The 13,613-nt window shown below is 57.4% G+C and carries 14 protein-coding genes and 2 tRNA genes; 9 read left to right on the top strand and 7 right to left on the bottom strand.

The window, feature by feature from the left end; translation table 11 throughout:
* Nucleotides 1–283 precede the first annotated feature (283 nt).
* Complete coding sequence (locus FH061_RS24220) at nucleotides 284–1,897, top strand: phosphoethanolamine transferase (RefSeq protein ID WP_225984848.1); 1,614 nt, start codon at nucleotides 284–286, stop codon at nucleotides 1,895–1,897.
* Between the two features lie 238 nt (nucleotides 1,898–2,135).
* A complete protein-coding gene (locus tag FH061_RS24215) occupies nucleotides 2,136–3,074 on the top strand; it encodes a carbonic anhydrase (protein ID WP_151638408.1) in 939 nt (312 codons plus the stop codon).
* Here FH061_RS24215 and FH061_RS24210 read toward each other — a convergent pair.
* Nucleotides 3,058–4,401, bottom strand: coding sequence for an MATE family efflux transporter (locus FH061_RS24210; RefSeq protein ID WP_225984847.1), 1,344 nt, complete (start codon nucleotides 4,399–4,401; stop codon nucleotides 3,058–3,060). The two genes, FH061_RS24215 and FH061_RS24210, sit on opposite strands and share 17 nt — an antisense overlap.
* A 364-nt stretch (nucleotides 4,402–4,765) precedes the next feature.
* On the opposite strand from FH061_RS24210, the gene FH061_RS24205 reads away from it, so the two are divergent.
* Complete coding sequence (locus tag FH061_RS24205; RefSeq protein ID WP_151638406.1) at nucleotides 4,766–5,503, top strand: aldolase; 738 nt, start codon at nucleotides 4,766–4,768, stop codon at nucleotides 5,501–5,503.
* A gap of 612 nt (nucleotides 5,504–6,115) precedes the next feature.
* On the opposite strand, the gene FH061_RS24200 is transcribed toward FH061_RS24205, so the two are convergent.
* A complete protein-coding gene (locus tag FH061_RS24200) occupies nucleotides 6,116–6,343 on the bottom strand; it encodes a hypothetical protein (protein WP_151638405.1) in 228 nt (75 codons plus the stop codon).
* Nucleotides 6,344–6,676: 333 nt separating this feature from the next.
* Nucleotides 6,677–7,576 carry a DMT family transporter gene (locus FH061_RS24195; RefSeq protein ID WP_151638404.1) on the bottom strand — a complete coding sequence of 300 codons (900 nt, stop codon included), beginning with the start codon at nucleotides 7,574–7,576 and terminating at the stop codon, nucleotides 6,677–6,679.
* Between the two features lie 137 nt (nucleotides 7,577–7,713).
* On the opposite strand from FH061_RS24195, the gene FH061_RS24190 reads away from it, so the two are divergent.
* The 5 genes from FH061_RS24190 to FH061_RS24170 all read left to right on the top strand — a co-directional run bounded on the left by FH061_RS24190 (nucleotide 7,714) and on the right by FH061_RS24170 (nucleotide 9,430).
* Nucleotides 7,714–7,947, top strand: coding sequence for a hypothetical protein (locus FH061_RS24190; RefSeq protein WP_151638403.1), 234 nt, complete (start codon nucleotides 7,714–7,716; stop codon nucleotides 7,945–7,947).
* A 17-nt stretch (nucleotides 7,948–7,964) separates the two neighbouring features.
* On the top strand, nucleotides 7,965–8,276 hold the full coding sequence (locus FH061_RS24185; protein ID WP_151638402.1) for a hypothetical protein: 312 nt from the start codon (nucleotides 7,965–7,967) through the stop codon (nucleotides 8,274–8,276).
* Nucleotides 8,277–8,416: 140 nt separating this feature from the next.
* Nucleotides 8,417–8,503, top strand: a tRNA-Leu gene (locus tag FH061_RS24180).
* A 62-nt stretch (nucleotides 8,504–8,565) separates the two neighbouring features.
* Nucleotides 8,566–8,650 (top strand) — tRNA-Leu (locus tag FH061_RS24175).
* A gap of 591 nt (nucleotides 8,651–9,241) precedes the next feature.
* The gene (locus tag FH061_RS24170; protein ID WP_151638401.1) at nucleotides 9,242–9,430 is read left to right on the top strand and encodes a hypothetical protein; all 189 of its coding nucleotides are present in this window, start codon (nucleotides 9,242–9,244) and stop codon (nucleotides 9,428–9,430) included.
* Nucleotides 9,431–9,510: 80 nt separating this feature from the next.
* Here FH061_RS24170 and FH061_RS24165 read toward each other — a convergent pair whose 3' ends face one another.
* Entirely contained in the window at nucleotides 9,511–10,671 is a 1,161-nt protein-coding gene (locus FH061_RS24165; RefSeq protein ID WP_151638400.1) for an MFS transporter, read from the bottom strand.
* Nucleotides 10,668–10,898, bottom strand: a complete 231-nt coding sequence (locus FH061_RS24160; protein WP_151638399.1) for a hypothetical protein — start codon at nucleotides 10,896–10,898, stop codon at nucleotides 10,668–10,670. The genes FH061_RS24165 and FH061_RS24160 overlap by 4 nt, the downstream gene beginning before the upstream one ends.
* Nucleotides 10,899–11,060: 162 nt before the next feature.
* Here FH061_RS24160 and FH061_RS24155 point away from each other — a divergent pair, with 162 nt between their 5' ends.
* Nucleotides 11,061–12,026, top strand: coding sequence for a cyanophycinase (locus FH061_RS24155; RefSeq protein WP_151638398.1), 966 nt, complete (start codon nucleotides 11,061–11,063; stop codon nucleotides 12,024–12,026).
* Between the two features lie 12 nt (nucleotides 12,027–12,038).
* Here FH061_RS24155 and FH061_RS24150 read toward each other — a convergent pair whose 3' ends face one another.
* Entirely contained in the window at nucleotides 12,039–12,524 is a 486-nt protein-coding gene (locus tag FH061_RS24150) for a DUF2269 family protein (protein WP_151638397.1), read from the bottom strand.
* A gap of 111 nt (nucleotides 12,525–12,635) precedes the next feature.
* Nucleotides 12,636–13,214, bottom strand: a complete 579-nt coding sequence (locus FH061_RS24145; RefSeq protein ID WP_151638396.1) for a M23 family metallopeptidase — start codon at nucleotides 13,212–13,214, stop codon at nucleotides 12,636–12,638.
* Nucleotides 13,215–13,613 lie beyond the last annotated feature (399 nt).

The raw sequence follows: 13,613 nt of genomic DNA, 5'->3' as shown, positions 1-13,613 counted from the left end.
GAAAATCAGGGAGATGCCGGGTCCGGGCTGGATATCCAGCCCGGACCCGGCAGGTGTCGCAGCCTCATGTCAATCCCACGACTTGCCCTGCCATGACTTCCCGGTTTGTTCCATCCGTTCTTCACAAATCCTTAACATGCCCTTGACGCGGCCATAACACCGCCGCCGCTATCTTGTCGCCATCCAGACAGGAAGCAGGCAGACCGTGTTCAAACCGTACCTCATTCCGGCAGCTGCGCAAAGCAGCGAAATCCAATCTTCACTTGGCTCGACGGCGTACGCCTTGCCTCGTCCTGCCATCAGCACGGAGCGCTTGATCGTCCTGGCCAGCCTGTTCTTTACCGTCTTCTGCAACCAGTCGTTCTGGCGTTCGATACTGGAGCACCAAGGTGCCGAACATGCGGCAACCTGGCTGTTTTGCAGTGCATTATTCATCGTGGTCACCGCCATGCACTGCCTGTTGCTTGGGCTCGTGGTGCATCGGCGTACTGCCAAGCCTATCCTTGCCGCGCTCTTCCTGATGACCGCTGGCGTGGTCCACTACATGCAGGATTACAAGGTGTTCTTCGACCCGGGCATGCTGCGCAATGTCCTTCATACCGACATCAAGGAAGCACGTGAACTGCTTTCCTTCTCCCTGTTGCGGGATCTCGCATTGCTCGGCATCTTGCCGACCATGCTGATGATGCGCCTACATATTACCGAACGGCCATGGCGGGTCGCCGTCATTGCGCGCGCCGCACTCCTGATCGGCAGTTTCGCGCTTGTTCTGGCCGGGCTCGGACTGCAGTTTCAAAACGCCTCGGCATTGCTGCGCAACCACAAGGAAATCCGTTATCTCGTCACGCCGGGTAATTATCTGACCTCCGCCGTCGGCGTGCTGCTTGCGGACAACGCGGGAAAGCATGCCGCCCGTCTCCCGGTCGGCGAAGATGCGCGGCTTGGATCGTCCTGGACTGGTCGGCGCAAGCCTGCGCTGCTGGTTGTGGTCGTGGGTGAAACCGCTCGCGCCGCCAACTGGGGATTGAACGGCTATGCGCGCCAGACCACGCCGGAACTGGCCGGCCTCGGCGTTCTCAATTTTCCGCATGTGACTTCCTGCGGCAGCAATACGGAAGTCTCGGTGCCCTGCATGTTTTCCCCATTCGGCCGCAAGGACTATGATGAAAAGAAAATTCATCGCCATGAATCGCTGCTGCATGTGCTGGAACGCGGCGGCATCAAGACCTTGTGGCGCGACAATCAATCCGGGTGCAAGGGCGTCTGCGACGGCCTGGAATCGCAGCAGCTGGACCAGGCCCGGGATCCGGCTCTCTGCAACGGCGAGCGCTGCCTTGATGAAATCCTGATTGACGGTCTGGAAGCAGAGCTCGACCGCAACAAGGGGAATCTTGTGATCGTGCTGCATCAGCTCGGCAACCATGGTCCGGCATATTCGCAGCGCTATCCGGACGCTTTCCGGCAATTTACTCCCACCTGCGATACGGCCGACCTCGGCAAGTGTTCCCGTGAGCAAATCGTCAACAGTTATGACAATGCCCTGCTGTACACGGATCACTTTCTTGCGCAAGCCATAGCGCGGCTGAAGGCGCAAACTTCCCACGACGCGGCACTGGTCTATGTATCCGACCATGGCGAATCCCTTGGAGAGAATGGTTTTTATCTGCATGGCCTGCCGTATGCGATAGCGCCCCGCGAGCAGACCGGCGTACCCATGGTGGCCTGGTTCTCGCCGGGTTTTTCCTCGAGCTTCGGCATCGATGCCGACTGCCTGAAGAGAAACGCCGATGCGCCGATCAGTCACGACTATCTGTTTCATTCGGTGCTTGGCATGCTGGCTGTCGACACCACAGTGTATGACAAGGCCTATGACTTCACGGCGAAGTGCCGAAACTAGAGCGGTTTCACTCTTACCTGCCTGCCGAACCCGGACAGATTGCCGCATGACGCGCCGTGCCATGCGCTCGCATGACGTACCTCCGCGGCATTGCCTTGACTTTTCGACATCTCCGTTGTGCCCTGTGGATTCCCGGGCTGTTGTTTCATCAAGCGCTTTTCTTCGACAAAGCCAAAGACAAGGCTAAAATGCAGTTGCTTGGAAACAATGATGATTGCCGGAACAATAGGGACAGGACATGCCTTACAACAGATTTTTTTCACTCGCAGCACTGAGCCTGGGGATCTGTTTGCCGACCGCTGGCTTTGCGGGCTCCGACGGATCCCCCGTCAATGCAGGCCGAGCCGCCGAACTGGCCGCCATCCGGGCCAGGCATGATCAGACCGAACGGGAGGTTGCCGCGATCATGAAGGCGCGGCAGGAGGAAATCCGCCGCGAACGCGGTGGCGCGCGTTCAAAAGCCGCCACAGGCGGGGATGCCACGGCGCGCCCGGCCGAGCCGGTCGAACGCTGGAGCTATGAAGGCGAGACCGGCCCCCAGCGCTGGGGCAAGATCAATCCCGCCTGGGCCAAGTGCCAGTCTGGCAACCGGCAGTCGCCGATCGACATCCGTGAGGGTATCCAGGTTGAGCTTGAGCCGATCGGTTTCGATTACAAGCCCACCTCGTTCACTGTCGTCAACAACGGGCATACCGTACAAGTGAATTTCGGCGCGGGCAACCGCATCTCGCTGACCGGGCGCACCTACGAGCTGACGCAATTCCATTTCCATCATCCCGCCGAGGAAACCATAGGCGGGCGCGGTTTTCCGATGGTCGCCCATCTTGTTCACAAGGATGCGGAGGGCCGACTGGCGGTAGTGGCGCTGCTGGTGGAAAGCGGCGCTTCCAACGCCGTGGTCCAGACGGTATGGAACAACCTGCCCCTGGAGGTGAACGAGCCGCTCGTGCCCATCGTCTCGCTCGACGCCAGCCAGCTGCTGCCGCAGCGTCGCGAGTATTACACCTATATGGGATCGCTCACCACGCCGCCTTGCAGCGAGGGAGTGCTGTGGATCGTGATGAAGGAACCCATCCGGCTTTCACCGCAGCAGATCGCCATCTTTGCCCGCCTGTATCCGATGAATGCGCGCCCGGTGCAGGCAACAGCCGGCCGGCTCATCAAGGAATCGCAATAGCAGCGTGATGCGCGCGCCGAATCCAGCGGCGCGTCATCAGTAAGGCCACCGTGCCCAGTCCTGCCGCAAGACCCAGCCACACGCCCGCGCCGCCCATTTCCAGCCCAAAGGCCAGAAGCGCGCCTAGCGGCAAGCCGATGCCCCAATAGCCGAACGCAGCCAGCAGCATCGGCACGCGGGTGTCATGGATGCCACGCAGCATGCCGGCGCAGACGGCCTGTGCTCCGTCGGCCAGCTGAAACAGGGCAGCCAATGCAAGAAAGCCGATGCCCAGAACGATCACCTCCGCATTGGCCGGATCGCCGATATCGATGAACAGGCCGATCAGCCGGGTCGGTGCGAGCAGCATCACACTGGCGGTGATGACCATGAACCCCACTCCAAGCATGTAGGCGCTCCATCCCGCACGCGCCACTCCGTCCGGATCCCGGGCGCCGTACGCGCGGCCGACGCGTATCGTTGCCACCTGTCCGAAGCCGAGCGGAACCATGAAACCGATGGACGCGATCTGCATCGCAATCGCATGCGCGGCCAGTGACGTCTGCCCGATCAGGCCCATCATCACTACCGCGGCATAAAAGATGGTGGTTTCAAAGGCAAAGGTGGCGCCGATCGGCAGGCCGAGCTGCCACAGCCTGCGCAATTTGTGGATATCGAGGTCGAACAGATGCCCGAACAGGCGGTAACGGCGAAAGCGTCGATGGCGGCTGACCACCAGGGCAAGGCCCGTAAACATCAGCAGGCTGGAACAGAAGCTGGCAAGTCCGGCGCCGGCCAGGCCCAATGCCGGGAAACCGAGATTGCCGAAGATCAGGCACCATGCCGCCAAGGCATTGAATCCGACCGCGACGCCGGCCACGGCGAGGGTCCATATCGGCTTCTCCATGGCATTGAAGAAGGAGCGCAGCACGATATAGCAAAGAAAGGGCAGGAGCGCCCACTGGAGCGTATGCATGAATTCCAGCGAGCGCCTTGCCGCTTCCGGCTGTTGTCCCATCATGATCAGCACGCTGTCGGCATTCCAGAGCAGCAGCCACACAGGGATGCAGATCAGGGCCGCGCTCCAGAATCCATGCCGGACCGTGCTCCTCACATCTCTGACCGCGTGCGGCCGTGCGCCCAGCGTGCTGGATATCAAGGGGATGACGGCCGACACCAGTCCCAGGCAAAAGATCATCACCGCGTGATACAGGCTCGCCGCCAGCGCTGCCGCGGCCAAGCTGCCGGCACCGAGACGTCCGATGAGCGCAAGATCGGTTGCCGTCAGAATGGTCTGTGCCAGGTTGGTCAGGATGAGCGGCCATCCCAGTGCCGCTGTGGATTTCAATTCCGACAGCCAATCGTTTCGTGAAGATTTGACGGTTTGCAGTGATGTAAGGCTGGGCATGAATCTTCAGGCACGCGTCGGTGCCGGTGGTCCGTTGTTGTGTTATTGCGTTATTGGGAAAGATGCTGCGGTAGGGCCGCAACAGGATCAGGGTAAGGCAGCTGCGGCTGCCGGATATCACCGCCGGGACATATGCCGTATGCGACGATGCGCGCGGATGGCATTTTCGCTTCTTTTTGCGGCGCGTGCATCGCGTTCCCAGGAAAGCGGCATACGCGAACAAATCATGGCGAATCATGCTAATGTTGCCTCGGACTTGGGTCTCCATCGCCTTCCCTTCAACCTTCAGTGCAAGCACGCCGCCATGACAACTTCCACACTGGTTCTGAACACCTTGTTTGACGCGCCCGCCGTCACCCGCCTCCGGCAGGATCTTGCGCTGGCCTTGCGTGCCGCCGCCCATCACGGCCTGGCGGAGGGCGTCTGCAATCACTTCAGCGTGGCCATTCCCGACACCGAGCATTTTCTCCTGAATCCGCGGGGCCTGCTCTGGTCTGAAATTGGTGCAGAAGATATCGTGATCGTGGACAAGGAAGGCAACAAGATCGCAGGGCGTCATGAAGTGGAACCGACGGCCATGTTCATCCATGCGGCCGTGCACCGGATCGCGCGCAAGCAATGCGTGCTGCATACCCACATGCCTTACGCGACTGCCCTGACGCTGACCGAAGCACGCGCCCTGGACGCCACGCTGTCACAGAATGCGATGCGGTTCTACGGACGAGTGGCAGTGGATGATCGCTATAACGGGCTGGCGCTGGACAGTGGAGAAGGGGAGCGCATTGCCAATGCGATGAACGGCGCGGACATCGCTTTTCTCGGCAATCATGGCGTGATCGTCTGCGGAGAGCGTATCGATTATGCCTACGATGACCTTTACTATCTGGAACGCGCCTGTGCCGCGCAGGTGATCGCCTTGTCGTCCGGACTCAAGCTATGCCCGGTTGACGAATCATTGGCTGCCAGGGTCGCAAGTCAGGTTCAGTCCGAACGATTGCAGTCGGAACTCTTCTTCGAGGCGTTGCGGCGTCAATTGCGGTAACTTTTTATTAAGGCGCGACAGCGCGGCTTGGCCGATGGTGTCCTTCCCTATGCCTGTTGTCCCGGTCTGTCCGGACTAGCGAACCGGCCGCCGTTCATTGGCTCACAGGCGCAAGCAGTGAATTTTTAAGGACGTGACCTTGTCTCAATGCGAGGAGGTATGAGTTTCATACGCTTCAAGCAAACAGAATCACAAATCAAGGGAGGCAATCATGTTCTTCTTTTTCTCGAGCCGGCTCGGCTGCCTTGGATCCATTCTGGTATCCATTGTGCTGACATTGCTGCTGCTTAGCTTTTTTGGCGTGTTTTAAAAGAGCGTCTTAAAACACTGCCTGCCTGGCCTGATGCTCCAGCATCAGGCCTTCTTCCTGCTCGCCAAGCTTCCACGTGGTATCGCTATATGCCATGCAAACGGCCGACCCAATCGGCCTTGCTGGATCATGCCATGCAAAGGTGCATCGTGCCAGAATCGCGTCAGCTGCCGTTCAGGGCTTCGTTCAGCTTCGTTCAATAAACGAAGCCGCCTTTGTCTTTCAAGTAGAGATACCGCTGCCTCGCTATGGACACTGTTCCGCATTCCCCCGAAAACGAAGCGGGGAGTGACGCCAGGATCTTAATGCATGTTCGCGTTGGTAAAGATCGGCGGATTCTGCTCCAGATCTTGAAGTGCTGTCTGCAACCATGCGCGTACGAACTCGTCGCCGTGAACATCGCGGAGCAGGTTATAGTTGGTCATCATCATGACGCCGAGCGCATCTGCCTTGGTCGATTCGTCGGGCATCTTTTGCAAGAGATTGCTTACCGCCTTCACCGCCGCCACTGCAACTTTGTCGTATGCCATTTCATTTCTCCTTATCTGCATGCACTGAGTCTTAAGTATTATCTTGACCGTCGATGACTGAAGAACCTGCCGTCGGCGGTACAAACAAAATCATCGCTAGGTAGACAGGTATTAGCAAAGCGCGTGCCGACTCCGATTCGGTGAAACTAATGCTTGAGCAGCAATGAAATCCTATTCTTGGCCCGATGAAAAAAGCGCAGAAAGCCGCTTTTTACCATAAGCCCCAAGCGATGCGACAGGAATGTGTAATTTATACAATCCTTGATTAAGAACTTGTTTAACTGGAAATAATGTAAATACGTGCAATGAGGCAGGTAGCAAATGCACACTTGTTCACTTCGGCACGCGGCGGCGCGACTCATGCATGTCCAGCCATGCCGATAGACAACTGGCAACGGCAATGACACTCATCCCGATCCATGCCCAGAAGTCCGGGGAATGGCGAAAGAAAATCCATCCTATCAAGGCGGCAAAGGCAATCTGCGTATAGGTAAAAGGCATCAGCGCGGCAGGGTGCGTACGACGGAACGCCATGACCAGCAGCAGGTGAGCCACGGTGCCGAGAAGCCCGATCGCCAGCAGGATAAGAAAGTTGCGGGCCTCCAGTCGGATGCCAAGCTCGTACAACCCGCCTGCTTGCAGCGCAATCAGAGGCGAGAGCAGCGCGACCCCGGTCAGGCCGGTATAGAACTGCGTCGTATGCGGATTGTCGAGCACGGCTAACCGGCTCGTCACCAGGTTGTATGCGGCGGAGACCAGTGTGGCCAGCAGCGGCAACAGGGCAACGACATCGAACAGTGCGCTGCCGGGCCGGATGACAGTGATGGTCCCGGCAAACGCCGTCAGGATCAGCAGCCAGCGCAGCAGGCCCAGCGGCCTCTGCGAGAGGCGGCTGGTCAGCGCGGTCACAAGAATGGGAGAGAGCATGATGATTGCCGTGAATTCCGCGAGCGGCAAATATTTCAAGCTATAGAAAGTAAGAATGCTCAACATGATCAGCATGCTGCCGCGCAGGAATTGGACGCGCGGGTGCTCGGTGCGAAAACCCTTCCAGCCGCGGTTGTAGATTACCGTGCCGGCCATGACCAGTGTCTGTATCGCGTATCGGCTCCAGAGGATGAGCACCATCGGCAGCAGGGCGCCTAGAAATTTGGTGCCGGCGTCCATCAGGGAAAACAACAGGGCGGCAAGCGTAATCATCGCTATCGCGCCCGCGGAATGAGTCTGTTTCATCCTGCAATGATAGAGGGATAGTTTCTTGCCTGCAGCGAATGCGGTGATGCTACTGATGTTGCTGAAGCGAATGTGGAATCCTTGCTGCAAACCGATGTCTCAATGACATCGATCATCTGGTGACGAAAAGGCAGACAATGGACAAGGACGAAGTTTCGATCGAGGACCTGATGCGCTATACCGAAGCAATGGTGCAGGCGATTCCTGACCTGGATTGCCCCGAGTGCTGTGAATGCGGGTGGACCTATCACTATGTGGAGCGGAGTGCGGAAGTCTTTCGCGACGAGATGGAATGGGCGGTGCTCGTCCAGACCATGGTGTTTTACAGCCGTCGCCGAAAACAGGGTGCGTCGAACCTTGGCCAGGGTTGAGTACCCAGCTTTGGAGCATGAATGGCGCAAGCAGTCCCTTGGAGGTATTCCTTGAAACAGATGCGATCATGTACAGCCTAATTCCAAAATCCCCCTCCATTCCTGCAGTCTCGCAGGCGTCGCTGCCAGCCTGTGAATGGGTGGTGCCGGCTCCCGCCGCGATTCGCCGCGACCATGCAAGCCTGTACAAGAAACTTCCCGCCGGCCAGCCCGATTATCTTCTGGTCGATATCCTGCACTCGGGGGAGGGAATCGAACGGTGCACGGCAGCGGTTTACAAGGGCCAAGCCTATCTCATTCATTATGGATTCAGTCCGCGGCGCTTCTAGTCGCCACGTCATGCATTTCAAGCCGCGGAAGCGATGTCCTGAAAACTTTTTAAGAATTCGTGCTCCAGGCACTTGAGCATTTCGATTCTATGGGGTAAGATGCGCGCCTCCTTGACGTGATTCTCATCGGATCACGACGGGCCCAGATGGCGGAATTGGTAGACGCACTAGGTTCAGGTCCTAGCGGTGGCAACACTGTGGAGGTTCGAGTCCTCTTCTGGGCACCAGTCTTTATGGCGGGTGCTTTGCATGAATCCCTGTCCTGCTGATCAAGCAGGCAGTAGCTGTCGCCCAGATGGCGGAATTGGTAGACGCGCAGCGTTGAGGTCGCTGTGTCGAGAGACGTGGAGGTTCGAGTCCTCTTCTGGGCACCAGACATATCAATGTCTGGCGATATCGCTACTGTGACGGGTTCGGTTCCTTTCCGAATCCATTTCGATCTGACTTGATCGATCCAAAGTTGATGTGACATTCATTCCCCGCTTTTTATGTATCAAGCACTCGCTTCGCCGTGTTGCGCTGCCGAGTCCTTGCATGCCTGTTGTTTCTCTTCGCTGTTCCTCCCTTGACCTATGGTTTTCCCAGCGGCTTGAAAGCTGAACGTAATACCAGACCCAGGTCATTCCATAACAGATTAGGTCGATGATTTTTTCGACCGGCATGGCCGGGATGGCAGATTGGGAGTCCATTGCGAATTATGGATGACGCGCAATGCGGCCACGCGGAAAAGACGCAATCTCATGGCATGGTTTGGCTAGGGATCGGTATAAGTCGTGCCGTGTGTCCAAGCGTCCGATATCTTTCTGTTGCATATGCTTGTCGCTCGGGTAAGCTTTTATCGCCACGATGATTAACCGAACCATCACAGTGCCACTGTAGTCGAGACAAGCTTGTTGATTTCACTCAATTCCTTACGGCTCCAGCCTTGTTACCTTTGTCTCGGGAATAATGCAGAGAGGTAATAAATGTCGATCTATCATTTTGAGTACAACAGGCGCGGCCTGAAGGGCAACAGTAGCGTGAATGCGTTGTCGGAGACACAGGCAAAGGAAACTCTGCTCGCGGATCTGTGGGAGCTTGGTTACGTGATGGCCCCTGAACATCTGATTCTTATCGAAACGGAGCCCGGCTCTCCAAGCGTTGCCTACTACTAATGGCGAGTTGGTATCGCCATGGCGCGAGTTCGCGTCCATGTCGATGAGATCCTTAGGCCTGGGAGATTGCCCGCATTTGTTCAGTCAAGTGCGCGAGCACGGGAGGCGGCGGCCGCAATGAACAGGCACAGGGCTCCGAGCAGAGCCAGTGAGAACTGCAATCCCCATGCATGGGCTACGAAGCCGATAATGGGTGGACCGATCAGATTACCGCTATAGCCAAACGTGGCCACTGCCGCCAATGCGGTTGAACCATAGCGCGCCGCAGCGCTATAGACGAACGGGAATAACGCTGCCATCCCGGCCCCGGCGATGGCGAATCCGAAAATCGTCGTCGTCGTATTGAATGCGGGAACGGCGATGAAGATGCCTGCCGCCGCCAGCACCGCGCCGGTACAGATTACCCGGCGCGCACCGAAACTGTCCTTGAGCCTGTCACCGAACAGACGTGCCGCCAGCATCATTGCGGCGAATCCCGCAAAGGCCAGTGGTGCGATACCGTCGCCGACGCCAAGACGGTCTTTCATGAAGATGCCGCTCCAGTCAGCAACAGATCCTTCTGCCACCGCTCCGCAGAAGCAGATGACTCCAAGTACCACTGCAGGTCCGTGCGGAATGGCGAAACTGCGCTCGGCGTTGTGCGTTTTCAAGTCATCCCTTTCCAGGCTGGCATAGCTGAGATAAAGCGGCACGGCGAACAACAAGGCAATCGCGGTAAAGTGATTGAACGGGTCGAGGCCCATGCCGGCAACAACACTGCCGGTCAGCGCTCCGGAAACCGTACCGACACAGAACCAGGCATGCAGGGCCGACATGATGGATCGGCCGGCCGCCTTTTCCGCATCCGCACCTATCGCATTGATCGCCACATCAAAACTGCTGGAGGCCGCGCCATACAGGATCGCCGCCAACAGGAGGCTGATGAAGCCGGGCGCCATCGACAAGAGAGGAAGGCTGGCCAGCAAGGCAAGGCCAGTCAACCATGCGGAATGGCGACCTCCACGCTTCCTGATCAACCAGGCGACCAACGGAAACGAACCCACCGCTCCAATGCCGCTGCTCAGCAGCACGATGCCGAGTTGTGCCGAATTCAGCGCGAGTGCGTCGCGAATGGCGGGTATTCGTGCGGCCCAGCTTGCGTAAATCACACCCAGCATAAGAAACAGCGTGGGCAGGGCGGCTTGACGAAGCAGGGTGGGGCGGCTTGACGCAATGGGTAATTGCTCGGTGGATTCTGTCATTGGTGGCAATAGTTAATGGATGTCGCACTCACTGCAGCACGATGCGGTGCCAAACCACTGCCGCCGATGGGCAATGCTTTGTTCTGTGGAAAAGCGCGGAAGGTTTGCATTATCGAGGGCGTATTGCACACATCGAAAAACCCCGAAGTCATGGTGCGAAGTCTTGAGCCGATATTATATTGCTCCATATCATGCATATGAATGAGCGGATACCGCTGGCTGTTCATAGACGCATTCATCTGGTCTTCGTTCGAAAACGCCTTTGCTCGAAACGCTTCGCGGAAACACCGGTCTGAGTCCAGGACTCGCTGGTTTGCGTCTTCGCTGATACAAGCGAGACACCGAAAATAAAGTCTTAACCGCTTCAACGTTTCCGACCTTGCACGCTCATGAAAAGAAGAAAATTTCTGTTTGCCGGCCTCTCGCTGGTCGCTTCCTGCACTGTTGCAGGCGTCGTGAAAGACGCTGCTTCCAATGCTCGCGCCGACCACGCTCCGCCACACCCGATGCCGCAGGCGGCCGTGCGTCAGCCTGCCGGCCATCTCGTCATTATCGGCGGTGCAGAGGACCGCACCGGCGATCGACTGATCCTCCGGCGCATGCTCGCATTGACAGGGCAAGCGGATCCTGTAGTAACCATCATCAGTGCTGCGAGCGCGTTCCCGGAATTTGTATGGGGACGCTACGACAGGATATTCGAGGAGCTTGGTGTCACGCAGCGCAGGCATGCAGCAATCAGCTCGCGCGATGACAGCGAGAATCCGGAACTTGCCGCATTGATCGGGAAGTCTCATGTCGTTCTGCTGACGGGCGGAGATCAGCGTCGGCTTCTCAGCCTGATCGGCGGCACAAGCGTCGAGAGGGCGCTCGACCATGCATATCGCGTCAATGGACTCTGTGTCGCGGGCACCAGCGCCGGCGCCGCAGCGATGTCAAGCAACATGCTGACCGGGCGCACCATCAGTGACGGGCTAGGCCTGCTGCGCGGTGCCCTGATCGACCAGCACTTTTCCCAGCGGCGGCGCCTCGACCGCCTCGCGTCGGCAGTCGCCAGGCATCCGCGGTTGATCGGTATCGGCGTTGATGAAGATACCGCGCTCATCATCAGCCGAGGCAAGAAATTCGAAGTCATTGGCTCCGGTACCGTGACCATCGTCGATGGAAGACGATTGAATGTTTCGGTGGAAGACGTCGACATGGAAGAACTGGTCAAGACCTCGTCCATGCAGATACATCTCCTGCCCTCAGGTATTTCATCAGCTCCGGATCATGACAGGCGGGCAGGCAATCTTCTTGAAGAAGAGATGACAGCTTTGCAGGCTCTGGCGGAAGTGCTTCCAGTGTTGACGCGGTAGAGCAGGACAGAATCATTGTCCAGGCCACGGCAGGGCGGGCTTCGTCACCATCAGGAAATAGATAATGACCATGGCAGCGAACGCAGGATAGCCAAGGCTCTCCCACCAGCGCGCATACTTCCAGTAACGTTCCGGAAGCGCAGTGTTGGTAGCCACCGCATGATCTGCCATCTTCCTCATCTGTAGCTGCAGCCAGACCACAGGAAGCCAGCATGCGCCTGCGATGACATACAGTACGAGCGTCCAGGCAATCCAGGGTGTGTTCAGCTTCCAGCCGGCCATATGCATCAGGCCGAAACCGGTAATGGGCTGGATGAAGCCCGCCGGCGTGGTGAATGCCCAGTCCGCGCGTGCGACGAGCCGAGCCACGACAGCTTGCGCCGCAACGCTGTTGCTGCGGTTTGCGAAGAACAGGTAATACGCGGATCCGAACCCGACTCCGGCAAGGAACACAGAAGAAATGACATGCAGCGTCTTGAGCAGCAGGTAAGTCGACATGGGTAGAAGTGTTACGGTAAGTGAATTGTCAATGTTCTATTGACAGGTCCATAAGCTCTACCGTTCGATTCTTGCCGGTGCGCCGGTCTCCTCCGTCGATATCAGGAGCGGCTAAGGCGCTACATGCCGTACGGCATCTGGGGCTGTTCTTGCCAGGAGAAAGGGAAATGGATTGATCGCACCGGCGTAAGTGTAAATGCCATAATGCAAATGCGGCGGAGTTGTCTTTGCATTGCCTGTGTTGCCTACAAATCCTAACAACGCGCCGGCACTGATGCGTTCGCCCGCTCGTACATTGGCAAATTGGTCAAGATGGGCATAGTAGTGTCGGTGCCCGCCGGGGCCAATAACCCAGACGACATTGCCTCCGAGCCTGTTCGTGCCGATACGGCTAATGACTCCTTCGGTCGTGGAGCGCACTGGCGTGCCGCGCGCGGCGAAGATATCGATACCCTCGTGTTTTCGGCCGTTGCTTCGCGACGCATGCCACGTGTCGCGCAAGTGACGTGACTGCACCCTGTCGACAGGTATGGGTAAATGCCGGACCGGCTCGCTTGCCAAAAGGCTTGACCTGTATATTAAATTTTCGACAATTGGTTTGATGATGGCAAAGCACGCATTGATTGCAGATGCGACTAAGGCAAGGTACGCGAAGCGCAGAAGAAAATGCCATGAACGAAGAAGTGACATGCTTGTTTGAGTGGCATCGATTTGCTCTGGTTCGTCCGCAAGCGAAGACTTTTCAGCGTGAACCTGATATCGAATTCATAACTTTCAACGGCGAAAACCGCTTTCGTCCCATTTTGGCGAAAAAGTGCTTGGCAGACTCGATCAAGCTTGCTATAGTTCGGCTCCCGTCGCGAAACGCAGCAAACAAAGCGCACGGCGACAGACACGACGCTCTGTCAGGCAACAGGTCTTTAACAACCAACAACCGATAAGTGTGGGCGCTTGATGAGGCGAGCCGGCAGCGCAAGCTGCAAGCTCAAACAACATGAAGTGCTCACAAGAGAAACAAATAGGAAGTATCGCAAGATACTTTTCTGTCAGTATTTTGAGTGAGCGACACCTCGCAAGAGGTTGCCCGCA

It is taken from the genome of Noviherbaspirillum aerium (genome assembly GCF_008929045.1).
GTDB lineage: Bacteria > Pseudomonadota > Gammaproteobacteria > Burkholderiales > Burkholderiaceae_D > Noviherbaspirillum > Noviherbaspirillum aerium.
This window is presented reverse-complemented; position numbering and strand designations above follow the sequence as displayed.

Coding starts and splice junctions, on each gene's coding strand:
- FH061_RS24215 (WP_151638408.1), top strand. CDS start 2,136: ATGCCTTACAACAGATTTTTTTCACTCGCAGCACTGAGCCTGGGGATC.
- FH061_RS24205 (WP_151638406.1), top strand. CDS start 4,766: ATGACAACTTCCACACTGGTTCTGAACACCTTGTTTGACGCGCCCGCC.
- FH061_RS24200 (WP_151638405.1), bottom strand. CDS start 6,343: ATGGCATACGACAAAGTTGCAGTGGCGGCGGTGAAGGCGGTAAGCAAT.
- FH061_RS24195 (WP_151638404.1), bottom strand. CDS start 7,576: ATGAAACAGACTCATTCCGCGGGCGCGATAGCGATGATTACGCTTGCC.
- FH061_RS24190 (WP_151638403.1), top strand. CDS start 7,714: ATGGACAAGGACGAAGTTTCGATCGAGGACCTGATGCGCTATACCGAA.
- FH061_RS24185 (WP_151638402.1), top strand. CDS start 7,965: ATGAATGGCGCAAGCAGTCCCTTGGAGGTATTCCTTGAAACAGATGCG.
- FH061_RS24170 (WP_151638401.1), top strand. CDS start 9,242: ATGTCGATCTATCATTTTGAGTACAACAGGCGCGGCCTGAAGGGCAAC.
- FH061_RS24165 (WP_151638400.1), bottom strand. CDS start 10,671: ATGACAGAATCCACCGAGCAATTACCCATTGCGTCAAGCCGCCCCACC.
- FH061_RS24160 (WP_151638399.1), bottom strand. CDS start 10,898: ATGAACAGCCAGCGGTATCCGCTCATTCATATGCATGATATGGAGCAA.
- FH061_RS24155 (WP_151638398.1), top strand. CDS start 11,061: ATGAAAAGAAGAAAATTTCTGTTTGCCGGCCTCTCGCTGGTCGCTTCC.
- FH061_RS24150 (WP_151638397.1), bottom strand. CDS start 12,524: ATGTCGACTTACCTGCTGCTCAAGACGCTGCATGTCATTTCTTCTGTG.
- FH061_RS24145 (WP_151638396.1), bottom strand. CDS start 13,214: ATGTCACTTCTTCGTTCATGGCATTTTCTTCTGCGCTTCGCGTACCTT.